This is a genomic window from Flavobacterium sp. W20_MBD1_R3 (assembly GCF_052119725.1).
Lineage (GTDB): Bacteria > Bacteroidota > Bacteroidia > Flavobacteriales > Flavobacteriaceae > Flavobacterium.
This window is the reverse complement of record NZ_JBGQOR010000013.1, coordinates 1-25948: the sequence shown is the minus strand read 5'-3', so window position 1 is coordinate 25948 and position 25948 is coordinate 1. Positions and strand designations below refer to the sequence as shown.

Annotated in this window: 23 protein-coding genes; 8 read left to right on the top strand and 15 right to left on the bottom strand. The window is 34.6% G+C overall.

What is annotated here, in order from left to right; translation table 11 throughout:
• Positions 1-227: 227 nt before the first annotated feature.
• Entirely contained in the window at positions 228-1532 is a 1305-nt protein-coding gene (locus ACEN2F_RS13240) for an NAD(P)/FAD-dependent oxidoreductase (protein WP_441739926.1), read from the top strand.
• Between the two features lie 224 nt (positions 1533-1756).
• Here the strand turns inward: ACEN2F_RS13240 and ACEN2F_RS13235 are convergent, their stop codons facing one another.
• Positions 1757-2818 carry a DUF3810 domain-containing protein gene (locus tag ACEN2F_RS13235; protein ID WP_441739923.1) on the bottom strand — a complete coding sequence of 354 codons (1062 nt, stop codon included), beginning with the start codon at positions 2816-2818 and terminating at the stop codon, positions 1757-1759.
• A 109-nt stretch (positions 2819-2927) separates the two neighbouring features.
• Here ACEN2F_RS13235 and ACEN2F_RS13230 point away from each other — a divergent pair, with 109 nt between their 5' ends.
• Complete coding sequence (locus ACEN2F_RS13230; RefSeq protein ID WP_441739920.1) at positions 2928-4391, top strand: aminoacyl-histidine dipeptidase; 1464 nt, start codon at positions 2928-2930, stop codon at positions 4389-4391.
• Positions 4392-5097: 706 nt separating this feature from the next.
• Here the strand turns inward: ACEN2F_RS13230 and ACEN2F_RS13225 are convergent.
• The 8 genes from ACEN2F_RS13225 to ACEN2F_RS13190 form a co-directional block, all read right to left on the bottom strand.
• Positions 5098-5865: a carboxypeptidase-like regulatory domain-containing protein gene (locus ACEN2F_RS13225; RefSeq protein ID WP_441739917.1), complete on the bottom strand. Its 768-nt coding sequence runs from the start codon at positions 5863-5865 to the stop codon at positions 5098-5100.
• Positions 5866-5953: 88 nt separating this feature from the next.
• Positions 5954-7882 (bottom strand): DEAD/DEAH box helicase, encoded by a 1929-nt coding sequence (locus tag ACEN2F_RS13220; protein ID WP_441739914.1) that lies wholly within the window; start codon positions 7880-7882, stop codon positions 5954-5956.
• Between the two features lie 203 nt (positions 7883-8085).
• The gene (locus ACEN2F_RS13215; RefSeq protein ID WP_441739911.1) at positions 8086-8664 is read right to left on the bottom strand and encodes a non-canonical purine NTP diphosphatase; all 579 of its coding nucleotides are present in this window, start codon (positions 8662-8664) and stop codon (positions 8086-8088) included.
• 740 nt (positions 8665-9404) lie between these two features.
• The gene (locus ACEN2F_RS13210; protein ID WP_441739908.1) at positions 9405-10427 is read right to left on the bottom strand and encodes a M28 family metallopeptidase; all 1023 of its coding nucleotides are present in this window, start codon (positions 10425-10427) and stop codon (positions 9405-9407) included.
• A 4-nt stretch (positions 10428-10431) separates the two neighbouring features.
• Positions 10432-11445: a DUF3667 domain-containing protein gene (locus ACEN2F_RS13205; protein WP_441739905.1), complete on the bottom strand. Its 1014-nt coding sequence runs from the start codon at positions 11443-11445 to the stop codon at positions 10432-10434.
• 103 nt (positions 11446-11548) lie between these two features.
• Positions 11549-12319, bottom strand: a complete 771-nt coding sequence (locus ACEN2F_RS13200; protein WP_441739902.1) for a dienelactone hydrolase family protein — start codon at positions 12317-12319, stop codon at positions 11549-11551.
• A gap of 112 nt (positions 12320-12431) precedes the next feature.
• Complete coding sequence (locus ACEN2F_RS13195) at positions 12432-14633, bottom strand: penicillin acylase family protein (protein ID WP_441739900.1); 2202 nt, start codon at positions 14631-14633, stop codon at positions 12432-12434.
• A gap of 16 nt (positions 14634-14649) precedes the next feature.
• On the bottom strand, positions 14650-15102 hold the full coding sequence (locus tag ACEN2F_RS13190) for an Lrp/AsnC family transcriptional regulator (protein ID WP_441739897.1): 453 nt from the start codon (positions 15100-15102) through the stop codon (positions 14650-14652).
• 229 nt (positions 15103-15331) lie between these two features.
• Between ACEN2F_RS13190 and rocD the strand changes: the two genes are divergently transcribed.
• The 3 genes from rocD to ACEN2F_RS13175 all read left to right on the top strand — a co-directional run bounded on the left by rocD (position 15332) and on the right by ACEN2F_RS13175 (position 19372).
• Positions 15332-16615, top strand: a complete 1284-nt coding sequence (gene rocD / locus ACEN2F_RS13185) for an ornithine--oxo-acid transaminase (protein WP_441739894.1) — start codon at positions 15332-15334, stop codon at positions 16613-16615.
• Positions 16615-17577 (top strand): arginase, encoded by a 963-nt coding sequence (locus ACEN2F_RS13180; protein WP_441739891.1) that lies wholly within the window; start codon positions 16615-16617, stop codon positions 17575-17577. The genes rocD and ACEN2F_RS13180 overlap by 1 nt, the downstream gene beginning before the upstream one ends.
• A 499-nt stretch (positions 17578-18076) precedes the next feature.
• Positions 18077-19372: a DUF389 domain-containing protein gene (locus ACEN2F_RS13175; RefSeq protein ID WP_441739889.1), complete on the top strand. Its 1296-nt coding sequence runs from the start codon at positions 18077-18079 to the stop codon at positions 19370-19372.
• A 159-nt stretch (positions 19373-19531) separates the two neighbouring features.
• On the opposite strand, the gene ACEN2F_RS13170 is transcribed toward ACEN2F_RS13175, so the two are convergent.
• The 6 genes from ACEN2F_RS13170 to ACEN2F_RS13145 all read right to left on the bottom strand — a co-directional run bounded on the left by ACEN2F_RS13170 (position 19532) and on the right by ACEN2F_RS13145 (position 23639).
• Entirely contained in the window at positions 19532-20590 is a 1059-nt protein-coding gene (locus tag ACEN2F_RS13170; protein ID WP_441739887.1) for an ArsO family NAD(P)H-dependent flavin-containing monooxygenase, read from the bottom strand.
• Between the two features lie 109 nt (positions 20591-20699).
• Complete coding sequence (gene arsB, locus ACEN2F_RS13165; RefSeq protein ID WP_441739884.1) at positions 20700-21794, bottom strand: ACR3 family arsenite efflux transporter; 1095 nt, start codon at positions 21792-21794, stop codon at positions 20700-20702.
• A gap of 2 nt (positions 21795-21796) precedes the next feature.
• Positions 21797-22429, bottom strand: a complete 633-nt coding sequence (locus tag ACEN2F_RS13160; protein ID WP_441739881.1) for an arsenate-mycothiol transferase ArsC — start codon at positions 22427-22429, stop codon at positions 21797-21799.
• A 15-nt stretch (positions 22430-22444) separates the two neighbouring features.
• On the bottom strand, positions 22445-22918 hold the full coding sequence (locus tag ACEN2F_RS13155) for a DUF6428 family protein (protein WP_441739878.1): 474 nt from the start codon (positions 22916-22918) through the stop codon (positions 22445-22447).
• A gap of 19 nt (positions 22919-22937) precedes the next feature.
• Positions 22938-23270 carry an ArsR/SmtB family transcription factor gene (locus ACEN2F_RS13150; protein ID WP_441739875.1) on the bottom strand — a complete coding sequence of 111 codons (333 nt, stop codon included), beginning with the start codon at positions 23268-23270 and terminating at the stop codon, positions 22938-22940.
• Positions 23271-23378: 108 nt separating this feature from the next.
• On the bottom strand, positions 23379-23639 hold the full coding sequence (locus tag ACEN2F_RS13145) for a heavy-metal-associated domain-containing protein (protein ID WP_441739873.1): 261 nt from the start codon (positions 23637-23639) through the stop codon (positions 23379-23381).
• Positions 23640-23979: 340 nt separating this feature from the next.
• Between ACEN2F_RS13145 and ACEN2F_RS13140 the strand changes: the two genes are divergently transcribed.
• The 3 genes from ACEN2F_RS13140 to ACEN2F_RS13130 form a co-directional block, all read left to right on the top strand.
• Positions 23980-24348, top strand: a complete 369-nt coding sequence (locus ACEN2F_RS13140; protein ID WP_441739870.1) for a hypothetical protein — start codon at positions 23980-23982, stop codon at positions 24346-24348.
• Positions 24349-24395: 47 nt separating this feature from the next.
• Positions 24396-24953, top strand: coding sequence for a DNA polymerase ligase N-terminal domain-containing protein (locus ACEN2F_RS13135; protein WP_441739868.1), 558 nt, complete (start codon positions 24396-24398; stop codon positions 24951-24953).
• A gap of 770 nt (positions 24954-25723) precedes the next feature.
• On the top strand, positions 25724-25948 hold a 225-nt coding region (locus tag ACEN2F_RS13130; protein ID WP_441739865.1), incomplete at its 3' end, for a hypothetical protein.

Here is a 25948-nt window from a genome sequence, read left to right as displayed (position 1 = left end):
CGATTATGTTAGCCTTATGTAACTTAAACAATCATAAGGTCATTTAAGGTTAAATTCTTATATGACTTATATGTTAAATATTATTTCACTCCTTTTTTAGTATGACATTAAATTGGTCCAACTACTTAGATTTCAAAAAAACAAAAATTTCGATACAATTCAATAAAATTCGACTACTCAAAACATTGTATCTTTGATTCTTAACAACCATGAACCTTTTTTATTAGATGAACATTCCAAATTCAATTGTACCCAGAATAGTAATTATAGGAGGAGGCTTTGCGGGAATTGCATTGGCCAAAAAACTTAAAAATAAAAAAGTACAAGTTGTTCTTTTAGACAAACATAATTACCATACTTTTCAACCTTTATTGTATCAAGTCGCTACCGGCGGACTCGAAGCCGGTTCCATAGCGTACCCAATCCGAAAAGTGATACAGGAATATGATGACGTCTATTTTAGACTCACCAATGTCCAGGAAATAGACACTAAAAATCAAAAAATTATCACCGAAATAGGCGAATTAACTTATGATTATCTCGTCATTGCCACGGGTTCTAAAACTAATTATTTTGGCAACAAAGAAATTGAGCGAAATAGTATGGCTATGAAAACCATTCCGCAATCACTCAATATTCGAAGCCTAATTCTTGAAAATTTTGAGCAAGCCGTTTTGACCACTGATGTTGCCGAACAAAATAGTCTCATTAATTTTGTCCTTGTAGGTGGAGGACCAACAGGCGTAGAGCTTGCCGGTGCTTTGGCCGAAATGAAAAAAGCAATCCTCCAAAAAGATTATCCCGATCTGGATATTACTAAAATGGAAATCAACTTGATTCAAAGCGGTGACAGAATTCTGAATACAATGAGCGAGAAATCCTCGCAAGCAGCCGAAAAATTTCTAACTAATTTAGGAGTTACAATTTGGAAAAATATTCGAGTAACTAATTATGACGGACGCACGATAACCACAAATTCCGATTTGTCTTTTGATACTGCCACCGTAATTTGGACAGCAGGAGTTCAAGGTGCTCTTGTTGTAGGATTGGATGGTAATTCTTTAGTGGAAAAAGTAGAACGCATTCGGGTCAATGAATTCAATCAAGTAATTGGCTATGAAAACATTTTTGCAGTAGGTGATATTGCTTCCATGGAATCCGAAACCTATCCACAAGGACATCCCATGATGGCGCAACCCGCGATGCAGCAAGGAGAATTACTGGGCGAAAACGTAATAAAATTAATTAAAAACAAACCCATGAAAGCTTTTGAATACAATGACAAAGGCTCCATGGCTACGATAGGAAGAAATAAAGCGGTTGTCGATTTGCCAAAATACCACTTCAGTGGCGTTTTTGCTTGGTTTGTCTGGATGTTTGTGCATTTATTTTCTCTTATTGGATTTAAAAATAAAGCTGTCGTATTCCTTAGCTGGGTGTATAATTACATTCGTTTTGATCGCGAAGGAAGATTAATCATCAGACCTTACAAAAAGAAAAGTTTTACGACTTTTACGAGTGATGAAGTTTAATTGTCAAAAGTTTTAAAGTCAAATGTCGAAAGTTTTTCTCAGTTGCTTGTCAGTCGACTTTAACTTTTGTGCTTTCATTAGCATCCGATAAAAATCAAATTAAGCCAGTCAAATAGCACTCTAAATTCTCTTTATCTATTCGTAAATATTTACATCTTTCCCCAGAATTAGTATCAGAAGGAAAATCATTTTACTTTAAGACTTTTTACTTTCAAACTTTAGGACTAAAAATCCTTTTTTTTATAATAATTTACCATCAAGTTCACAAACTTACTGTAACTTTCCATTCCGTCTTTTTGCTGGTTTACTTTTAGGAATTGGTTGTAAAAAGCATGAAAACCTTTGTCGATAATCGTGTCGTATTGTTTCCAGAAGTGTTCGCTTTCTTTGTAATTTTTTATAATTCCGGGATGGACGGTTTTTAATAATTGGCTAAAAACTGCCTCATCTCGCGCTTGCCAAATACTTAAGCAATAGCGCAAAGCCATGCTGTAACCTGAATATTGAATGTATAAATCATCATTTTTGACAGAAGCTAAAAAGCCAATAAAGTTGCATTCACTTTCACTTGCGTAGCCCATTTGGTGTGCCATTTCATGATTTGTGGTCATGGGAAAACTGTACATTGGACCCAAATAATTAACCTGTGCTTCATTGGTAAATGGATTCAAATAACCTCCAAAACCCATATAAGTAAGAGGCAAACTGATTAGTGATTTTTTGGTGCTACGTTGTGAAAAAGAAAAAGAAGGATGTTGTGTGGCTAGGTTTTTATATCCATTCCCACTCATTTCAAAGACTTGTTCTTGCGTATACGGGAAGACCACTTTTAAGCTTTCTTTTTTTGTGATTTGGTAGTGAACGGTATTAGTTTTGGCAATTATCTTTTTGGTGAAAGCCAATAAATCACCATCGGAATACTCTTTTTGAATTTTCATTTTTTCAAAAAGCGGTTCACGGTAATAATTGAGCGCCCAAAGAACATGAAACAAAAAGTAAAAAACGGAAACAAAACTCAAAATGCTCAAAATAGTGTCTTTCCACTGCGATCTCATTGTTTTTCGTTTGTTCCAAATCCATTTAAGAATAAATAAAATAAGAATGAAATAAAACCAGTCACCCACAGAAAAAGGAATTGAACCCAAAATAGTTCTTGAAAACAGCGATAGCATTGGATAAAAACCATTGCTGTACCACTCCTCTATCTGTGAGGGGTAAAAGGGAATAATTTGCAAAAGCAGTATTTGGATTAACAAGAAGAAGGAAAGGAAATATTTTGTTTTCAATGGGTGAATTTTGGAAATGTAAATATAATTACAATATCAATTACTACCATACCGAATTTAAACTTTGTAACTTTGGGACTTGTAAATGTTGAACTTCAAACAAAAATAAATGAGTCAAGAAATAAGAAATTTAGAACCAAAAGCACTTTGGAATAAGTTTGCCGATTTGAATGCTGTGCCTCGTCCTTCTAAAAAAGAAGAGCGTGTTATTGAGTTTATGAAAAAATTTGGCGAAAGCCTCGGTTTAGAAACTTTGGAAGATGAAATCCGCAACGTTATCATTCGGAAACCGGCAACTGCAGGAATGGAAAACCGAAAAGCAATTGTGCTTCAAGGACATTTAGATATGGTACACCAAAAAAATGCTGATACTACTTTTGATTTTGATACCCAAGGAATCGATATGTACGTTGATGGAGACTGGGTACGAGCTCGAGGAACTACCCTTGGGGCCGATAACGGTCTTGGAGTTGCGGCTATGATGGCAATTTTAGAAAGCACAGATATTCCACATCCCGCTATCGAGGCTTTGTTTACAATTGACGAAGAAACAGGAATGACAGGAGCAATGAATCTAAAAGGCGGTGTGCTGCAGGGACAAATTCTTTTGAATATGGACACCGAAGAGGATGATGAAATAGACATTGGTTGTGCTGGCGGAATTGATGTGACGGCTACTGCAGAGTACGATGAAGAAGAAACTCCCGAAGGCTCTGTTGGGTATACGATTACCGTAAAAGGTTTGAAAGGCGGGCATTCTGGGATGGATATTCACAAAGGTTTGGGTAATGCCAATAAAATCATGAACCGATTATTATTTGATGGTTTTGATAATTTTGGGTTACAAATTGCTGAAATAAAAGGAGGAAGTTTGCGCAATGCAATTCCACGTGAAAGTCATGCAAAAGTTATTATCGCCGAAGTGTATGATGAAGCTTTTGTTTTTGACATGCAGCAAATTGTAAACGAAATCAAAACGGAGTTTAAAACAACGGATCCAGATTTAGAAGTTGTTTTTGAAAAAATGGAAGTCGCACCCATAAAAGTAATGCCGTCAATTGCGCAGTTTTACTTTGTGAGATCGATGTATACAGCTCATAACGGGGTGTACAGAATGAGTGCTGATTTTGATGGTTTAGTAGAAACATCGAATAATGTAGCTAAAGTGATTTTAGGTCAAGGACAGCTTTCAGTGCAATGTTTGACGCGTTCCTCTGTTGAAACGGCTAAATTTGATCTGGCTACAGCATTGCGTTCCGCATTCGAGTTAATGGGCTGTGAAGTAGAATTTTCAGGTTCGTATCCTGGTTGGACACCAAACGCTAAATCAGAGATTTTGGATGTTTTAGTTCCAATTTACGAAAAACAAAACGGTGAAAAACCAAAAGTAGTGGCGTGTCACGCAGGATTAGAATGTGGGATTCTGGGAACGAATTATCCTGATATGGATATGATTTCTTTTGGACCAACAATTCACGGCGCACATTCACCTGATGAAAGAGCGAGTATTTCTTCTTCTCAGAAATTTTGGAAATTTGTTTTGGAAATTTTAGCGAATATTCCGGTGAAATAAAATAAAGTGTTCAGTAATCAGTTTTTAGTATTCAGTATTTATAATTGAACACTAAAAACTGCTCACTGCTCACCAAGAATTAGTCTCTTTTCGGAGCATTCTTTTTATCTCTTTTTTCTTCTTTCTTTTCTTTAGCCGTTTTTAAAGGCTCTTTTTTTGCTGTCTTCTTTGCGTCTTGACTTTTTGCCATGATATGGATATTTAGATTTTGTTTTAATTGTTGGTTTAGGTAAATATATATAATATTTTTGATTTGTTTTAAATATTATTTTAAAAAATCTCCATTGATGATTAATAACTCAGCACCATTAATGAATACAGAAGATGGGAACTTGCATCTTCAGAAACTACCTAAATCATTCCCTTCGAAAGTTTGACTTGTTGACCATTTTGCATTTCACGCATCAAATCGCGGTCAAGTCAATGTACACTATGTCCTTTTTAATACTAATGATTTGCTAGTTATCCTTTAGAATAGGTTACTTCTAAATGTGAAGTGTGTCTGATCATACGAGTTGCCAATATGCCGATTCAGTAGCTCCTTCCTGTTTTGTTTATTCTGTTTATTCCTAATTAATTGAAAAGGGATGTTACCCAAAATTTTTATTTAGAGTAGTGCAACTTCCCAAAGTTTTTTGAAAATAAAATTCCCCAATTTTTTTAAGAATTGAGGAATTTTTTTGTTTTTAAAATTTAAAAACAGATTTTATTTTATCTTTAAAACTTTATATTCTTCGTAGCAACCACTAATTGCATCCATGATTTGTAGATCATTTGCTGTTTTTATAAACGATTCTGAATAGTTACAACGTTGCAAGATTTCAGGTATTTCATTTTTATTTATTCCTAAAAGTACAGCAATAGTTTCTCGATCAAATTTGGATTCTAAAAGATTTCGAACGGTGTCATCTTTTTTTAATTCTTTAAGCTTTTTGAGCTCTTTTGGGTTGTTACCAAAGAAATTATACAGCATGTCTGCAGGGTTAAATATTGATCCCAAAACTCTTCCGAATGCATTTGGAGAATATTCGCCAGCTTCATATCCTTGGGTTAGTCCTGAAATACTGTAGCGATAATTTTCACTGATAGGAATAATTTTGGTATCTACTTCAAGATAACCGGTTAGGTTAAACGGTCGTATTACTATTTCTTCAAGTGCTATTGCTTTCTCTGTAAGTTGTATTTTAGTGCTTTTATTTTTTAACCAGTCATTTGTAACTCGAACGCGAAGTGATTGAAATCCGAGACTGGTAATGTGAAGAGTGTCGTTTAATTGCACATCAATTTCAAAATATCCTCTTGAATCAGTTGTTGCACCTCTAACTTTATTAATATTGATAATATTCACACTAGATAATGGTTCTCTAGTTGTGTTACTGATAATGATACCATCTACTTTTTTGGAGGGTTCTTTAACTTGCGCAAAGGCAGTTACAGAAAGGATTAAAATAAAGAAAACTACAAAATATCTCATAAACTAATTTAAGACTTTAAAAGTAATAAATCAGGATTAGATATTTTGTAGTTTCCGTATATAATTATAAGAAAATTAACAATGGATGTTAGTCTCTTCTTGGTCTTCTTGGTCTAGGTGCATCGCCAAAACTTTCAGAACGTCTAGGCGCTCTGTCAGAACCTTCAGTTCTTGGTCTGTCTGATGAAAAACCACCTTCTCTTCTAGAATCGCTTCTTCCGCCAAAACCACCTTCTCTTGGAGCAGAGTTTCTGTCGCTTCTAAAACCACCACCACCAGAACCTTCTCTTCTTGGAGCAAAGCTTCCTTCTCTTCTTGGAGCAGAACTTCTTCCGCCACCAAAACTTCCACCAGAGCTTCTTCCGTTATGATCACGTCTTCCGCCACCATCATTTTTAGAAATTTCAACATTGATTCTACGTCCTTCTAATTGTACGTTGTTCAATACTTCCATTACCTTATCAGTGTGTTCTGGATCAGTGTTAAAGAAAGAGAAACCTTCTTTTACATCTACTTTGAAAACGTCATCACGACCTAAGTCTAATGTTTCTTTCAAGTAATCTTTCAATGACATCCAATCAAAGTTATCTCTAGAACCTATGTTCACAAAATATCTTGTTGCACCACCATTGTTGTTTTCTCTTGGAGCACCACCGTCTCTATCATCACGATCACGTCTTTCAGAACCTGAAGATTGATTAGAGATATCTCTGTTTTTCTTGTAGTAAGCAATGAAACGGTTGAATTCTACCGATACCATTTTCTTGATTAATTCTTCTTTCGTTAAATCTTCAAGAACATTGTTAATTGCAGGAAGGTAATTCTCAATTTCGTGATCAACTTCTACGTCTTTAATTTTATTGGCTAAGTGCAATAATTGGATTTCGCAGATTTCAATTCCGGAAGGAATCGTTTTTTCTTCAAATTTTTGTTTGATGATTCTTTCAATTGAAGAAATCTTACGCAATTCACTTTTAGTAACAATTACGATAGAAGTTCCTAATTTACCAGCACGGCCAGTACGACCTGAACGGTGGTTATAGGTTTCAATCTCGTCAGGTAATTGATAATTCACTACGTGAGTAATGTTATCAACATCAATTCCACGAGCAGCAACGTCAGTAGCTACAAGCATTTGGATTTGTCTTCCTCTAAAAGATTTCATTACACCATCACGTTGCGCTTGAGATAAATCTCCGTGCAAAGCAGCAGCGCTATATCCGTCTTCTACTAGTTTTTCAGCAACTGCTTGCGTATCTCTTTTAGTACGACAAAAAACTACAGAAAAAATGTCTGGATTAGCATCAGCTAAACGTTTCAAAGCTTCGTAACGATCGCGAGCATTTACAAGGTAAAATTCGTGAGAAACTGTTGCAGAACCTGAGTTCTTAGCTCCAACTGTTATTTCAATTGGATCTTTCATGAATTGTTTTCCAATTCGTGCTACTTCGGCAGGCATTGTAGCTGAAAACAACCAAGTGTTTTTTTCGTCTGGCGTAGTCGAAAGGATATTTACGATATCTTCGTAAAAACCCATGTTCAACATTTCGTCAGCTTCGTCAAGAATACAATAGTTGATTTGAGAGATGTTTACTAAACCTCTATTGATCATGTCTTGCATTCTTCCTGGAGTTGCCACAATAATTTGCGCACCTCTCTTTATGTCTCTTGCTTGATCTGTAATGCTAGCTCCACCGTAAACTGCTACCACATTAATACCTTTTTCGTATTTAGAGTAGTTTTTAATTTCGTTGGTAATCTGCAAACAAAGTTCGCGAGTTGGAGATAAAATTAATGCTTGTGTATTTCTGTTGTTGGCATCAATTTTCTGAATAACTGGAAATCCAAATGCTGCCGTTTTCCCTGTCCCTGTCTGAGCCAACGCAACCATATCTGTGTCTTTTTCCAATAATAGGGGAATCGCTTTCTCCTGTACTTCGGTCGGATTTTCAAATCCTAGATCTAAAATCGCCTTCAGTAACGATTCACTCAATCCTAATTGTTCAAATTTATTCATATGTATTTTTAAAATAGGGTGCAAAATTACTGTTTATAATTCAGATAAACTAATGCTATTTTAAGAAATTACAATATATTATTATTTGATAATCAGAAAGTTATCTTTTTATTTAAAAATCCACCGCTTTGATTTTAAATATTTTGTGTGAAATTTCAATTCAAAATGTATTTTTTTGTTAAAAAAAATAGCAAAAAAAGATATTATTTGCTGTCATTTAGAAAATCAATCAACTGCTGTGTGGCTTTTCCTCTGTGGCTTATTTTGTTTTTTATTTCTAATGATAATTGGGCGAAAGTTTCTTGAAAACCTTCTGGCTGAAAGATAGGGTCGTAGCCAAAACCCTGATTACCTGTTTTTGCGATTGTTATTTCACCACGAGCCGTTCCGGTAAATAAATATTGTTCCCCGCGTAGATTGAGTGCAATGACCGTTTTGAATTGTGCTTTTCTATTTTCTTTGTGCGATAAGGCTTCTAATAATTTAGTCATATTGTCATCGGCACTGCGTTGTAAACCTGCATATCGTGCAGAATAAACTCCTGGAGCGCCATTCAAGGAATCCACTTCTAGCCCGGTATCATCTGCAAAACAATCGAGTCCATATTTTTCGGTAATGTAGTTTGCTTTTTGGATGGCATTTCCTTCAATAGTATCGCTTGTTTCTGGAATATCTTCAAAACAGCCTATGCTTTCTAAGCTCAAAATTGTTATTGTTTTAGGAAGTATACTTTGTAATTCTAAAATTTTATTGTGATTGCTGGAAGCGAAGATGAGTTTCATTTTTTTTAGGTTTGGATATCAAATGTACTTTTTTTTAAAACAGTTCTTTCAGGGAAATAGATTTTTTGTTTGTTAATCCTTTTTTAAATTTTATATGCCGTTAATTTTTAGTTAATGTACTGTAAATCAAGTAATTAATTTATATCTTTGAGTGTCGTTTTGATTGATCACTTGAGTAATTCGCCATTGTATGGGATACTATTCAAATAGTCTGTTTTGCTGAACGGTAGAACTGATAAGGATAAATCAAAATTAACAATTGGAGGTCTCGAACGAGGCCTCCTTTTTTTTGATTTTTTAAATTCATTTTGCTTTGAACACTTTACAATAGTTTGTTAAGTGAATATTTTTTAAAAGTCTTGATGTTAAAAAATAGTTAAACAACTGATATAATGTTAGTTATGTATTGTTTATATGTATCTTTGGGTATGGTTTTGGTTTATTGTTGAATATAAAGTATCTGAAAAGAGAAGTGTATTTAATAGTTGGTTGAATTGAAAGATTTGACGGATAACAACACACCAAAATCCATATTAGGAGGCCCTTTAAAAAGGCCTCCTTTTTTTGGTTTATGGGGCAGTTTTTTGCGATTGTAAGTTTACAACCAGTTTTCTAGTGGTTTGCACAAGGGATAGCAGTGGAAATCCTTTACAGTGATTTTTATCACTGTAAAGATTGTAACGGATAGCCCGACCACGCTGTAACGCTAGTGAAAGCGAGGATGTGCCCAAAAGATTATGCTATTTTTTATCTACCATAGGCCTTTGAGTGCGGTTTGCCAGTTCCCACGCGGTTACAAATGCAAATTGAGCTCTTTTGGTCAAGGCATCGTATTCAATTTTGTCCGGACTGTCTGTGGCTTTATGATAATCAGCATGGACGCCATTAAAAAAGAAAACAGAAGGAATGCCATTTTTGGCAAAATTATAATGATCAGAACGCTCATAGAAATGATTTGGATCCTTTGGGTCATTAAATTTGTAATCTAAAACAAGATTGGTATATTTTGCATTTGCGATTGTACAAATGTTATCCAAATCAGTAGATAGGCGGTTGGCACCAATGACGTATACATAATTATTGCTGTTGGCATGGGCGTCATCGCGACGGCCTATCATGTCAATATTGATATTAGTTATGGTATTGGCCAGAGGGAATAACGGATTTTCAGCGTAAAAGCGTGAGCCGTGTAAACCGTGTTCTTCTCCGGTTACATGAAGAAATAGGATAGATCGTTTTGGACCGTGACCTGCTTTTTTAGCGATTTGGAAGGCTTGTGCAATTTCTAACAGCGCTACAGTTCCGGAACCATCATCATCAGCACCATTATAAATGTCTCCATTTTTTATGCCTACGTGGTCATAATGTGCTGAAATGACCAATACTTCGTCAGGTTTTTCAGATCCTTCTATATAAGCCCAAATGTTTTCAGAATCGGACAGGTTTTCGTTACTTTTTGCATTAAGGAAAGCGGCCGGAATTTTTTGGTAATAGTCGGAAGCAGCAGTTGGAAAAGGTACATTATTTTTTGTGTACTGATCAATAAGGTAAAGACCTGCTTTTTTTTGTCCTGCGGATCCTGTTTCGCGACCTTCCATTTCGTCTGAAGCTACAATGTATAGGTGTGTTTTAAGTTCGTCGGCAGTAATTGTATTCATGTATTTCGTGGGATCAACAGAAGCAACGGTAGTAACGAGAGGTTGTTGTGAGGCGCAGCTGATAGTTAGAAGAACCATAATAGCTAATAAAGAGATTTTTTTCATTTTTTTAATGTAGGTTAATAAAGGTGTAAATGGCAAAGAGGGATAATATAATAAGGATAAGGATACAGTTGATTAAAAACAACAAACTACTTTTTAGAAAAGAAATTAATCTTGTTTCTTGGTAAAACCGGTGGTGTGCCGGAAAGAAATAATAAAGCATCCATCCAATCCCGGTAAAATTACATATAATTTGGATAAAAGAAATGAAACTTGATGCTGCAAATAGAGAAAATCCTTTGTTGATCAGGAATAATACCAAGAATAGTAGTAATAAAAAGGAAAAATAATGAAGGGTGAAAATGCCGTGATCAAAGTAATACCAACGTTTCTTGTTGTGAAAAAGCCATAAAAAGAAGGCAAATAGGGGCATAAAAACAAAGAGTACTTTGGGTAAATTATGGGTAAAGGAACTTGCGAATTTTTCGATAATTTCGCTTTGTGTGTTGTTTTCCTTGACGATCTGGATTTTTTTATTCATCCAATAACTAAAATCCGATAGCTTTTCTGATTGTGGAGCATTTTTTTGAATGGAGTCTAATTGTTCTGCCGATTCGTATCCAAAATTAAATAATTGATTTTCGGCTTTTGCATCCGTTTGGCCCTTTTTGTCCGAATCATTTTTGGATATGGTATTCTGAAATGATCTGTTTTTGGAAGTAATCGTAGATTCCTTTTCGATGATTTTATCGGGAGAATTATTTTCACTGGGCAAAATAGTAATCAATAGAAATGTAATAAAGCTAATGAAAATATAGAGGCGAACGGGAGCCAAATAAGACAATCGCTTTCCCGAAAGATATTCTTTGGTTAATGCAGCGGGTTTGAATAAAAGATTTTTTATGGTGCGCCAAAAAGCATTTTCATAGTGGGTTAAGTCCTCAAAAAAATGAATAAAGAGGTGGTGAAAGGTTTTTCGGGTATCTGTATTTTCTTGTCCACAATTAGGACAGAATCTGTTTTCTACCACGTATCTGCAATTAAGGCAGGTTTTGTCGTTCCTAATTTTGCTTTTAGACATAAAAAAAACAGTATAAGTTCTAGACTTTTTGTTACATTTCAATTGATAAAACTAACAAAAAAACCGAACTTATACTGTTTTTGAAAAAATTATATTTTCTAAATTATTTCAAAACTTCTTTTAAGAAAGAATTCATGCGCTCCCAAGAACGTTTAGCAGCTTTCTCATTATACGCTGCTCCCTTAGAATTATCATTACCAGCTTCAATTTCAGTAAAGGCATGTACAGAATTAGCATAATAAATCATTTCCCATTCGGCTTTCGTATCTCTCATTTCTTGTTGAAATGCGGTTACTTCTGCAGCAGGAACGTATGTGTCATCTGCTCCGTGAAGCACTAAAATTTCTGCAGTTATTGGATTATTTACTCTGGAAGCATCACGACCTAAACCTCCGTGAAAAGAAACTGCACCTTGAATTTTCATTCCAGCTCTTGCTGCTTCAAGTGCTCCTGTTCCCCCAAAACAATAGCCTATGACCACTATATTATCAGGATTTGCGCCTGATTTTACTAATTGGTCTAAAGCAAGTTGAATGCGTCTTTGATAATCAGCAATATTACTTTTGTAAAAACCGGCTTGTTTTCCCGCTTCTTGTGTCGTTGCAGGATAATTTCCTTCGCCATAAATATCAGCTACAAACGCATAGTAGCCCATGTTTGATAATTTTTCCGCGGATTGTTTGGAATGCGTATCAATTCCTTTCCAAGCCGGAAGAATTAATATTCCAGGTTTTGTGGTACTCCCTTTTTTTGGAGTAATACAAAAGCCATTTAATTTTTGAGCACCATCAGTGTATTTTACGGCTTTCAATTGTGCAAATGCGCCATTGGAAAACAATGCTAATCCTAAAAAGGCAAAGAAAATATTTTTCATAATTTAAATTTTTATTGTTACAAATGTCTCAATTAATTTGTCCTAAAAGTAAGACTTTGATTTTTTTCTCTTATGACAGTATTTTTAATTCTTATAATGAAGAGTAAAGCAATTATTCTCCTGGATGATAAATCTTTTCGGCATTTTTTTGAACATCCTCTTTATAAAATAGGACATCTTTGAATTTTCCTTTTTGGTACATTGCAGCCTGATCGTAAAAATGTTTCGATTTTGGATCACCGCTGTTTCCGCCTGCCAATAAAGATTTTGCTTTTATTTTTGGTCCAAATTCGACCGCGCACACAAAACTGTTTCCGTTTGTTCCATAACGCTTTTTAGTATCTTTTTGATAATTGCTTTTAAAAGCGGGTAAACTTCCCCAAAGCGCCGGCCCAAATCCAATAGGTAAACTTTCCAGGGCATCATTATAAATGAGATTGATGTCACCTGATGTTCTCTGGAAACGATTGATTTGTCCCCAAGGAATTTGCCAGGTTCCAAATTTAATTTTCAGTTCATTCACTACTATTTGCAATTGGGGAATCAGTTGATCTGGAAAAGCATTTTTCGCAAAATTGATAGTGTTTTCAACTTGATCCAATTCTCCTTCATTCGTATATACTTTTTGAATAATGGGGTCTAATTTATAAGCCCATTCCACAGCCAGGGTTGTAGCGACAGAATTTTCCTTGGCATAGTAATCCCAGTTTTTTAGCAGTGCTATTGGTTCTGAAAGTTCTGTGTAAAGTGGATCTTCGGTACTGATATTTTTTTCAAAGCTGGAAAGTAACGCTGGAATTAGAAATTCGAAAGCAGTCAGTTTTGTATCGTAACCGTCAGCAATCACTTTGTCTAATGTGTATTTATCACCTTTGCTCAGTAGTCTAACTGCATTAAGTCCTCTGAAACTTTCGCCGTCTGGCGCCATGTACGGCAAGTAATTTTCTTCTTTTGGACTATTGTCACCTGCCACGGTGTAAGGTGTAGAATTACAGTTTTGTAACCAACCGTTTATAGGATTGTAGGAATGAACCGTTTCTGAAACCGCGTGTAATCCTTTCCATTGTGTTGCCGGTGTTGTGCCGTCCATCACTTTTGACCAGTTCAGTTTTTTGTCTCGAATAGGTACAAAATTTCCGTGCCAATACGCAATATTTCCTTCTTTATCCGCATAAACGGTATTGTTAGAGGTATTGGCTTTCAAATCCATTGCCTTTTTGTAGTCCTCAAAACTTTTTGATTTTGTTCGTACCCAACTTTGTTCCAGACTTTTCATAGAACGATTATTGGATTTTAGGCTGATCCATTTCCCGTCTCTTTTGGCCATGATTGGACCATGATTGGTATAAAAGGTGTTAAATGTTTTAGGAATGAGTTTTCCGTTTTCCATATACTTGATGGTTATTTTTTTCTCAATAACCGGAACTAATTTAGTATCGTATTCGTAAAACAGTTTGTTGTCTTTAGTCACTATTTTCTCAGCATACATGTCCGCTACATCTACATTTGAAGAGGTATGCATCCAGCCGCAGTTTTCGTTGAATCCTTGATAAATGAAAAATTGTCCCCAAGTAACTGCTCCATACGCATTCAATCCTTCGTCGCTGGTCATTTGTATTTCAGGTCGGAAATAAAAGGTGGTATGTGGATTAATGTATAAAATGGAATTTCCAGAGGCTGTTTTTGAAGGAGCAATTGCAAATCCGTTAGAGCCTGTTTGAACGTCTTTCTCCCGTTCTATGTATGCTACTTTATCAGTGTTTCCGGAATAAAAAGCTTTCAATTCTCCGGTTGAGAGATCAGCGGTACTTATGGCTCCAATACTTCCGTCAGTCCAAAGCAACGGAAACCAAGGCTCAAAATGAGTTAATAAAGCGGGTTTTACTTCGGGATGCTTGTAGAGGTAAAAGTTAATTCCGTCCGCATAACTATTTAATAATTTTTTTAACCAAGGGGACGCCTTTTTATAATCGGCTTTGGCTTCATCTGTGTCTATCAAAAGTTTAATTTCTAAATCATTATACAAAACGGACTGTCCTTTAATTTCTGAAAGGCGTCCCAGTTTTTCGATATAATTCATTTCTACCCGTTTGAAATCGTCTTCACATTGCGCATACAACATTCCAAAAACAGCATCCGCATCGGTTTTGCCGTATACGTGTGCAATTCCCCAATTGTCTCTTATGATAGTAACTTGTTGCGACAGTTTTTTTAATCTTTCTGTTTCTTGATCAGCTGTTCTTTGTGAAAACATCGATAAGCAGGAACTAAAAACTAAAATTAGAAGTGGTAAATGGTTCTTGAAATATTTCATTGTATTTAATTTTATATTAGAGACTTACGTTTCGTTTAAATGCGCAACCCAGTTCTATTATAGAATCAGTTTTGGCAATACCAGGAATAGTGTCTATTTTTTCATACAAAACTTTGCGCATGTGTTCGTGATCTTTAGCAATGATTTTTATATATAGAGTGAAAGATCCGGTAATGTAATAGCATTCGGTAATTTCCGGAATATTTTTAAGTTCCTCGATAATCCGGTCAGAATCTTGATCTTTATTCAAGGTGATTCCAGTAAATGATCCCCAATCATACCCAATTTTTTTTTCATTGATCACTGGTTTTATTCCGGCTAGTATTCCTTGTTCTGTTAATCTATTGATGCGTTGATGCACCATTGTATTTGATATTTTTAGATTGGCCGCAATAGCAGAATATGCCATTCTCCCGTCTTTTTCTAATTCTTTAATAATGTTGATATCAAATTCGTCTAATATATCCATGTTGGTTTACGTATAAATGATGCTTTTGTGTTTGTATAAAAGTACTTATTTTTATTTAGATGGAAATAATTCTATAAGTTCAATTTAATATTCATAAATGACTTTATTTTGCCTAAATTAAGCAATTTACTTAAATTAATACTTTAAAAAAAGTCAAAACATTTATTTTTATTGTCAATTTAAAAAAAAACTGTAGTTTTGTACTTTGCAATATCTAAATAGAAATATCATGACACACACAGAACAAAACCTTTCTTCAAAATCGGAAGCATTGATAGCTAAAGAAAATCAATACGGAGCGCACAATTACCATCCTCTACCTGTAGTTTTAGAAAAAGGCGAAGGCGTTTATGTCTGGGATGTAGACGGAAAAAAATATTATGATTTTTTATCGGCCTATTCTGCCGTAAACCAAGGTCATTGTCATCCTAAAATTGTAGGTGCAATGATAAAACAAGCGCAAACATTAACCTTGACTTCACGTGCTTTTCATAATGATCAATTAGGACCTTTTGAGGAATATGTGACCAAGTATTTTGATTTTGATAAAGTATTACCAATGAATACTGGTGCTGAGGCAGTAGAAACGGCTTTGAAATTATGTAGAAAATGGGCGTATGAGGTAAAAGGTATTCCTGAAAATCAAGCACAGATTATCGTTTGTGAAAACAATTTTCACGGAAGAACAACAACAATCATTTCATTTTCGAATGATGAGAGTGCCCGTAAAAACTTTGGACCATTTACAGCAGGATTTATAAAAATTCCATATGATGATGTTGAAGCCTTAGAAAATGTATTAAAATCAACCAAAAATATAGCTGGATTTTTAGTGGAACCTATTCAAGGTGAAGCAGGAGTTTATGTTCCTTCGGTAGGATATTTAGCAAAAACGAAAGCGCTTTGCGAAGCACATAACGTTTTATTTATCGCGGATGAAGTGCAAACAGGAATTGCACGCACGGGCAGATTATTAGCAACCTGCGGAAATTGTGACTGTAAAAAAGGATGTGAAAACAATCCTGAAGTAAAACCAGACATCCTTATTTTAGGTAAGGCGCTTTCGGGTGGTGTTTATCCGGTTTCGGCAGTTTTAGCGAATGATCATATTATGAATGTGATTAAACCGGGACAACATGGTTCTACTTTTGGAGGAAATCCAATTGCTGCTGCTGTCGCTATTGCTGCACTAGAAGTGATAAAAGAAGAAAATTTAGCACAAAATGCAGCTTACTTAGGTGAAGTTTTAAGAACGGGACTTAACGAGATTGCTTCCAGAAACCCATTAATTACTTTGGTTAGAGGAAAAGGCTTATTGAATGCTATCGTTATCAATAGTGATGAAGAATCTGATTTAGCTTGGGATATTTGTATGAAATTTAGAGATTACGGATTATTGGCAAAACCAACACACGGAAACAAAATTCGATTTGCGCCGCCATTAGTAATTACAGAAACGCAAATACATGAATGTTTGGCTATTATTGAAAAGGCTTTAAACGATTTTAAATAATGGGAAAAACGATTAAATTAATAAAGAACCGATCCGATATTGGTGCAGGTACTCGCGGATCCGACTTAGGGATTGATGCTATCGAAATTGCTGCAATCAATCAAAACAGTGATTATTTTAATCAATTTGAATTTGAAGATGTCAAGACGCACAACGAATCCATTTATGATAAAAACAGAAGTTCTTCCGCAAAAAGGATAGAACATGTTGTAGAACAATGCACTCGCGTCAGTAACGCAGTAAAGAAAAACATTGAAGGAAATTATTTTCCAATTGTATTCTCGGGAGATCATTCATCAGCATTGGGAACGTTAAGCGGTATCAAGGCAGCGTTTCCGGAGCAAAACATTGGTGTGTTTTGGATTGATGCGCATGCAGATTTGCATTCGCCTTATACCTCTCCATCGGGAAATATTCACGGAATGCCATTGTCTGCCGCTCTTGGCGATGATAATTTGACTTGTCAAAATAATGATGTTCCAGCTGAAATACAGCAACATTGGGAAGATATGAAAAATATTGGTTGTAAAGGACCAAAAGTTTTAGCCGAAAACCTGATATATTTTGGTGTTCGGGATACCGAAGAAGCGGAGGATAAGCAAATTGAAAAATTGCAAATCAAAAATTATAAGGTGGATGAAGTGCGGTATCGCGGTTTACAAAAATGTGTCGCTGAAGCATTGACTAAGCTATCGCATTGTGAAGTTATATACATTTCTTTTGATGTAGACTCCATGGACTGTGATATGATTTCTTATGGAACAGGAACACCAGTTCCCAAAGGTTTTGATCAGTATGAAGTCATAGCGATCATCAATCAAATTATCCAAACAAAAAAGGTGGCTTGCATCGAATTTGTTGAGATAAACCCCTTATTGGATACCAAAGGAAATAAAATGGCAGAAACGGCTTTTGAAGTTTTAGAAGCCATAACATCAGAGCTTCTTATTCCTATTGAATAGCGTTATTGCAATAAATGAAAAAGCTCGAGATTTAAATTAATTTCGGGCTTTTTTTGTGACTATTTTTTATAAAGATAGTTGTTGAAATATCTTCAAATAGAAGCAAATTGCAATAATCGATCTTTATGCTGCGTTGCAAGATGTAGGGCCTTTGAAAATTATAATATATTGGTTTCGTTACAATGACTCCGCAAGAATTAGGGTTGTTCCTTTTTTAAAGAGATGAAGCACCTTTGATTTATTTGATTAATGAATGTTACGGTTTTGTATCTCAAATGGTATGTATAAATGTAGTTTGCGTTTATCATCATTATTTAAAGAAACTATTTTTTGGTATTATTGCATTTAAGATGGTTTTAAATCGGGTTAAAATACTTAAGACTGTTGCAGAAACTTTGAATTAGTTCAAAAATAGTTATCTTTCTACCGTCACAGACAGCAATTTTCACAAATTTAGAAAGTTAGAACTACAATTTAAAATAAAAACAACCGATTAGAAATGAATAAAGTAATGAATTTCATCGATTTGCATAACGGGGAAGAAAATAAAAAGAAAGTGTTAGACAATGTGATGTCAAATATTTCTTTTAGAGGTTCTAGTTTATGGATTTTAGCTTGTGCTATTGTAGTAGCTTCGGTTGGTTTGAATGTAAATTCTACAGCTGTTATCATTGGAGCCATGCTTATTTCACCTTTGATGGGGCCAATTGTAGGTGCTGGTTTTGGTTTAGGTATTTATGATTTTAATCTGCTCAAAAGATCGCTTAAAAACTTACTTATTGCCACCTTGGTGAGTCTGCTAGTTTCTACAATTTACTTTTATTTGAGTCCTTTTAAGGACATACAGTCGGAACTTTTAGCAAGAACATCACCTAATATTTACGATATTTTTATAGCTTTTTTTGGAGGACTTGTTGGAGTAATAGCCATTACAAGGGTAGAAAAGGGAAATCCAATTCCTGGAGTTGCAATTGCCACCGCGTTAATGCCTCCTTTGTGTACGGCAGGTTACGGATTAGCTTTGGGGAATTTTAAATTCTTTTTTGGTGCCATGTATTTGTATACTATTAATTGTGTTTTTATCTGTATTGCAACGTTTATCATTGTCAAATATTTAAAATATCCAATTGTTAGACAGACCAATTTAAAGACGGAAAAACGAGTGAGATACATGATTTCATTTCTGACTTTGGCCTTAATCGTGCCAAGCATTTTTTTTGCATATCAGTTGTTTCAAGAAAAAAAATACAAACAAAAAGTAGAACAATTTTTGAAGGTCGAATTTGTAGATAAGGGATTTACTGTTTTGTACAAAAAGACACAGTTTACTTCAAACCCAAAAAAAATTGATGTTGCTTTTTTAAGAAAAAGATTAGATAAAAATGAAATCAAAAGGCTGAACGGCAAACTGAAAACCTATGAATTAAACAATACAGTGTTAAATATTATTCAAGATACAACTGACCTAAAACAGGATATATTGAATGAAATTACTTTTAACAATAAAACAATGAGTGAGAAAGATTTGATTATTGCCAAGTTGCAAAGTCAAATTACGTCTTTAAAATTCGATAATAATGCTGTTCTTAACGAAACTAAGATATTGTTTCCTGAAATTGAAAATATAGCCATTGCGAATCATGTGTTTAATGAAAATATGACCACAAAAAAGGTGATTACGGTAGTGCTTTATGAAAGTAAAGACGATATTGCTACAAGAGATAAACAAAAATTGTCGGCTTGGCTCAAAAACAAATTTAAGACTGATGTTGTAGAGATTTATAAAAGGCAGTAAGGAGTTTAGATTTCCTTATCTTTTGCTTTTTTAATCGCTTTACTTTAATTCCTTGCAGTCCTGTTTCTGTTTTTTTAGCCACAGATTCACAGATTTAAAACTGATTATTGAAAATCTGTGAATCTGTGGCTGTGCCCAGAGGTTATTTATTAAATGGTTCTAGTTTTTCTGTAAATAATCAATAATTTCGGTACAGGTTTGCTTGGAATTTCTGTTTGTTCCAATGAGTGTTGCTGAGGCATAACCGCTCCAACTGCCATAACCTGCTAGCCACAATCCAGGAACTTCTGTTGCCTTGCTTTCATCAGTTTTTATAATTCCCCGGTCATCTGCTGAGACTATATTTTTTAAAAAAGAGGTCGCATAGCCAAAACCAGTACACCAGATTATTGCATCAAAATCTTCTTTGGTTCCGTCAGTCCAAATAACACCGTTTTCATAAATGTTATCAAAACTGCCGCTCGAAAGTAAAATTCCTCTGGTTCGAGCTTCTTTTACAGATGGGACCACTACAATATTTCCCAAATCATAATTAGCGGCATTAAATGGTTTTCCTTCTTTTTCGGCATTGTATTTGGCAGTTGCCACATTGAAAAGGTAAAACCCGTCCACTTCATCAGGTAAATATCTGGGTGGCTTTCTCGTAGACCATTTTACAGAGGTAACATTGGAAAGTTCGGCTAGTATTTGTGCTCCTGAATTTCCTTCGCCAACAACTAGAACTTTTAAATCCCTAAACTGTTGTGGGTTTTTATAATGGGCAGAATGGATTTGGATACCTTTAAAAGTTTCTATTCCTTTAATCTCTGGAATATAAGGATTGTTCCAAGTTCCTGTCGCTGCAATAATTGCTTTTGAAAAATATATTCCTTTATTAGTGTAAACTTTGAATATTTTATTTTCGGAAGTTATGTTTTCTACGGTAACCGAACGCGTTATTGGTAATTCATAACGCTTTTCGTATTCACACAAATAATTAATTACTTCTTGCTTTAGTGGAAATAGATTTTTAGATTTTGGCATCAGCCAACCAGGCAATGAACTGTGTTCGGCTGCAGAAAAAAGCATTAGGCTGTCCCATGCGTGTTGCCAGGCGCCGCCACATTTTTCTTCTTTATCCAAGATTTGAAAATTAAGTTTATGGCGTCGTAAATAATATCCGCAAGCCAATCCACTTTGTCCGCCACCAATGACAATAACATCTTTAATTTCCTTCATTTGTTTTGAATCTAGATTTAGATTTTAGTTTGTAAATCACGGCAGATTCACAATTTAAAAAGAATACAATCAGCGATAAAATAGGGAAGCACACCGATAGTTGAACAAATTAGGGGGTTTCAATTTTTGGTTCTAATTTTGAACTTGCATAATATTTTTTTCTAAACCAAAAAGCGACATTTACCAATGCAATTAATGCTGGGACTTCTACTAAAGGGCCAATAACGCCGGCAAATGCTTGTCCGCTGTTGATCCCAAAAACACCAATAGCAACTGCGATAGCCAATTCAAAATTGTTTCCAGTTGCCGTAAAAGCGATTGCGGTAGATTTAGAATAATCAGCACCAAAATACTTTCCAAGGAAAAAACTAATTACAAACATCAAGGTGAAATAAATGACTAAAGGAATGGCTATTCGAACTACATCCAATGGAATTTGCACAATTAATGCACCCTTCAGGCTAAACATTAAAATGATGGTAAATAATAAGGCAACCAAAGTGATAGGCGAAATAAAAGGAACATACTTGTTTTGAAACCAAACTTCTCCCTTTAATTTTATAAGACCATACTGGCTTATTATTCCCAAAGCAAAAGGAATACCCAAATAAATCCCCACACTTTCTGCAATTTGACCAATACCAATGGTGACATTAAAACCGGTATAACCAAAATATGGGGGCAAAACAGTTATGAATACATACGCATATACGCTGTAAAGCAATACTTGAAAAATACTATTCAAAGCGATTAATCCAGCGGCATATTCTCTATTACCATCAGCTAAGTCGTTCCAAACCACTACCATTGCAATGCATCGGGCCAATCCAATTAAAATTACTCCAATCATGTATTCCGGGTAACCATTCAGAAAAAGTAAGGCTAACGAAAACATTAAAATGGGTCCTACCACCCAATTTAGAAATAAGGAGGCCGCTAATACTTTTGTGTTTTGAAACACTTCACCCATTTTACTGTAATTTACCTTTGCCAATGGCGGATACATCATTAAGATTAAGCCAATAGCGAGCGGAATATTAGTCGTTCCGCTAGAAAAGGAATTGATGAAGCTCCCACTTGAAGGAACGAAATTACCAATAGCAACTCCAATTACCATTGCCAGGAATATCCACAATGTTAAATACCGATCAAGGAAGCCTAATTTTTTTCTTTCTGCTGCGGGAGCACAAGTAGTTGCTGACATAGTTATAATTTTATTTGTGAGAATACATAGCACATTTCAGTTGCAATTTGTAAACTGCGTTCTTTATATTTTTCGGCTTGTTGTGGGGTGTTGTCAAATGCTTTTGGATCTTCAAAAGTTATTGGGATACGCTTTTCTGCTCCTGCAATAAACGGACAACCACCATCTGCTTGAGAGCAAGTCATAATCGCCGCAAACTCACTTTTTGGATTGAAATTAGCATCGTAGGTTTTGGAAAAACCAATAATAGGATGCGCATTTTCTCCATATTTTATGGCATAAATAGGGTTAGTTCCCGCTGCTAGAGTTTTAATTTTAAAACCAGATTGTTCCAGTGTTTTGGCAACCAAAGGGAATAAAGCAGTTGCTTCAGTGCCACCAGAATAGCAAAATACATTGTTAATATTGAAATGTGCCGCTGCAGTTTGTGCCCAAACTTGTGCCAAATGACTTCTTCGGGAATTGTGAGTGCAAATTAAATTCAATCTGATCTCTTGTTGATTGGAAGTTTTTGTTTGAATAAAATCGATGAGTGGTTGTAAAATATTTTTACGTTCTGCAGAGATATCTTCAAAATCAAAAGCGATTATTTGTGTCTCTATTTCCGGAAATAAGGTTGTTTTGTTTAATTTCATTTTTCAGGTTTAAAATTAGCAACAGCCACCACCAGGGGTACAAGTAGTATTAGTTTGACTTGGAATTTCAGATATTTTTACTTTTTGTTTTTCTGGAGGAATGCCACATTGATCTTGAGCCAAACAAGCAGTTTGTTTGTTCAAAAGAGTAAATGATGTCCCATTAAAACCAATATCATATTTACCAATAGTCTCTGCTTGAAACTCAACTTCTACTTCATAATCATCAACACCCAATATTTTTTCTGAAAGTGATATAATGTCCAATAGCTTCTTTGGTTTTAGGCGGTGTTCAAAGTCGTTGGCATCCCATAACTGAAAATTAACAACGGACTCTTTTCTAACTTTTCCGCCGCAGTCAATAAAGTTTTTGGTGATTAAACCAACTTCAGTTACGTGGAAGTGTTCTGGAACATAAGTTCCATTTGGCAACACAAACGCAACATTTTCTAAAGTGCTCAACTCTTTTTTTACTTCTGATAATTTCATGATTCTTGTAATTTAAAAATTAACAACATTGATTTTTTTTGTTTTCTAAATAGGTATTGATCTGCTCAAAAAAGACCTTTATTTTATTAAAACCTTCTTCATTAAGACAATAACATATAGCATTCCCTTCAAAATTGCCCTTTATGAGTCCGGCATTTTTTAACTCTTTCAAGTGCTGTGAAACAGTGGGCTGTGCTAAGGGCAGTTCATTTACAATATCACCGCAGATACAGCTGTTCACTTTGATGAGGTGTTGAATGATGGCGATTCGGGCGGGATGTCCTATTGCTTTCGCCAAAGTTGCCAATTCGTTTTGCTTATCTGTAAAATGTTGTGATTTTGTGATTCCCATCGGTATATATTTATATTGCAATATTACGATATATTATTGTAACAACAAAGTTTATTGATTTTTTTTTAGAAAAAGCAAAGCGGTAGGTTAAAGATTAGTCAATATAAATTAAAGCTCGAATACTCCTTTAGGAATGGCATGAAATCCGACCATTCGTACTCGGTTTTCAATAGCGTCTATAGGAATCATTTTGGAGGTGTGTACGGTAAATTCTCTAGGAAAAATATCGGTATTCAAAAGAACATCCTTTATTCCGTCTAATTTCAGCAGACTAGTCTTAATTTCTAATAAATCTAAATCGTTGATTGCATTGGTGCCAAAAATTTTACCATGATTTCCGGGAATTACATTGTCTGTTAGTATACTCATGATTTTATTTATTTAGATTAACAGTACTGTTTTAATTATATTTAAGATGTTTAAAGTTAGTTATTTATGTTCTAAATATGAAAAAAAAACAACCAAAGTTTAATAATAATTAATTGGTTAGCTCGAGAGTTAATAAACAGAAAGCAATTAAAAAAAACAAGAGTTAGTATAGAGGCGATTGGAAGGATGGATTTTATAAAAGCAAAGGTTAGTAGTACTTTCAGAAGTACTGAAGATTCATTTTTAAATATTGAACAGTATATTTTTATACTTTTAATACATAATATATTTAAAATAATAACTAACTTAGAGTGTTGTAAATCAATTAAATAATAAAAAAATGAATAATAAAAACGATAAGCTGAATTTCGACAAAAGAAAGCCTGGGAAGAAGGATAAGAATAAATTACCCGAATCTCTTGTGTATCCTCCAAGTGAAGATATGTATAACCAGTTTAAGAAAGAATCTGATATAGATCCTGAAAATATTTATAAAAATAAAGTGCCGGTAGAAATTAATAATAGTACAGAATTGAATCAAAAAGATTTTATTGAAGACGTATCTGGTTCTGACTTAGATATACCGGGTTCAGAATTGGATGATGAAAATGAAAATTTGGGAAATGAAGATGAAGAGAATAATCATTACAGCATTGGAGGAGATAATCACAACAATTTAGAGGAAAACACAGGAGATAAAAAAGGATAGACAGAGTTGCCCTTTAGCTAGTAATTGAAATTTTAATAGTACTCACGATGTCTTTTAATAAATACAATCAAAAACGTAATTTCAATTTGACTTTAGAGCCAGAGGGAAATAGGAAGCAATCGTCTGCTGAATTAATTTTCGTTGTTCAGAAACATGCTGCTTCTCATTTGCATTATGATTTTCGTTTAGAAATAGGTGGAGTGTTAAAAAGTTGGGCAATACCCAAAGGACCGTCTATGAATCCCGCTGATAAAAGATTGGCTATAATGGTGGAAGATCATCCTTATGATTATAAAGATTTTGAAGGGACAATTCCAGAGGGAAATTATGGTGCTGGCAAGGTCATTGTTTGGGATAATGGAACGTATACTTTAGCTGATGAAGATGAATTAAATAAAGTTGAAAACAGATTAGAATCTGATTTGCAAAAAGGACGCCTTAGTTTTGTTCTTAATGGAAAAAAACTAAAAGGCGAATTCACATTGGTGAAAATGAAAACGAAACAGAGAAATGCCTGGCTTTTGATAAAGTCAACAGACCAATATGCTAATAATACAGATATTTTGCTACAAGATAAATCGGTAATTTCTAATAGGACATTGTAAAGGTTAGAAAACGAAAAGAAATAAAATTCATTAGAGCGCTCCTCATTATATAAAGAAAGGTTATTATCAAAAGATATTATAAACCTTTCTTTATATAATGAGTTTGGCTATTCGATACAAATCCTCAAAAAGTTGCGTTTCACTTTCCTGTGGGCTTTGCGCTGCAAATGAAATTCATGGAACTGTGATTTAAAATAAAGTCGGGTGAAGTGATTCCTAACGCGTGCTGCTAGTAATTTAGATATTGAGCACTATCAAGGGAAGAAGCAATCAGATGAACACGATAAATTGTAGTACCTTATTATAAGAGCGCAAAGTAAAGTGATATTATATCATCATATAAGGTATAGGATATGATCTATAACTGTTTCAGCAGTTCATTTCTTAGAAAATAGGCCAGGCTAGCTATTTTTAGAGGTAGATAGGAGGTTAAGAACCAGAGAAAATCACAGATTCTGGTCGATAAGGGCAGTCATTGCTTTTGATTGGTCGTTTGAGACAAAAAACTTCGCGTTTCAAGAATCATGTTTAGAGGCAGTTAAAGTATAAGTTAAGAAAAGGGCAAAAAAAAGTAAATAAAAAGCTTGAATAACGCAATAAAGGTGCTAGTTTTGCACCCGCAATAGCGCAGAAGTTCTTTAAAATGCTGACAAGTAAAAGTAATCAAAACGGAAAAAATATTTCCTAAAAAAAGATTAAAAAAAGCTTGTGAGATTATAAAACGGATGTTATCTTTGCACCCCGCAAAACGCGCAAAGTTCCTTGACAGATTGATAAGAAAAGCGAAGAAAAGAGATAGAAATTATCTTAAAAAAAACTTCAAATTTTTCTTGTCAGTTAAAAAGAAAGTTGTACTTTTGCACCCGCTTCGAGAAACACTTAAACAAGAGTTAAAAGGAGTTAAAAAAAGAGAAGAATACGTTCCTAGACATATTGAATTGACAGCCGTTTTAAGAGAGATCTTAAGACAAAAGAATAAGAGTAATAGAATCGAG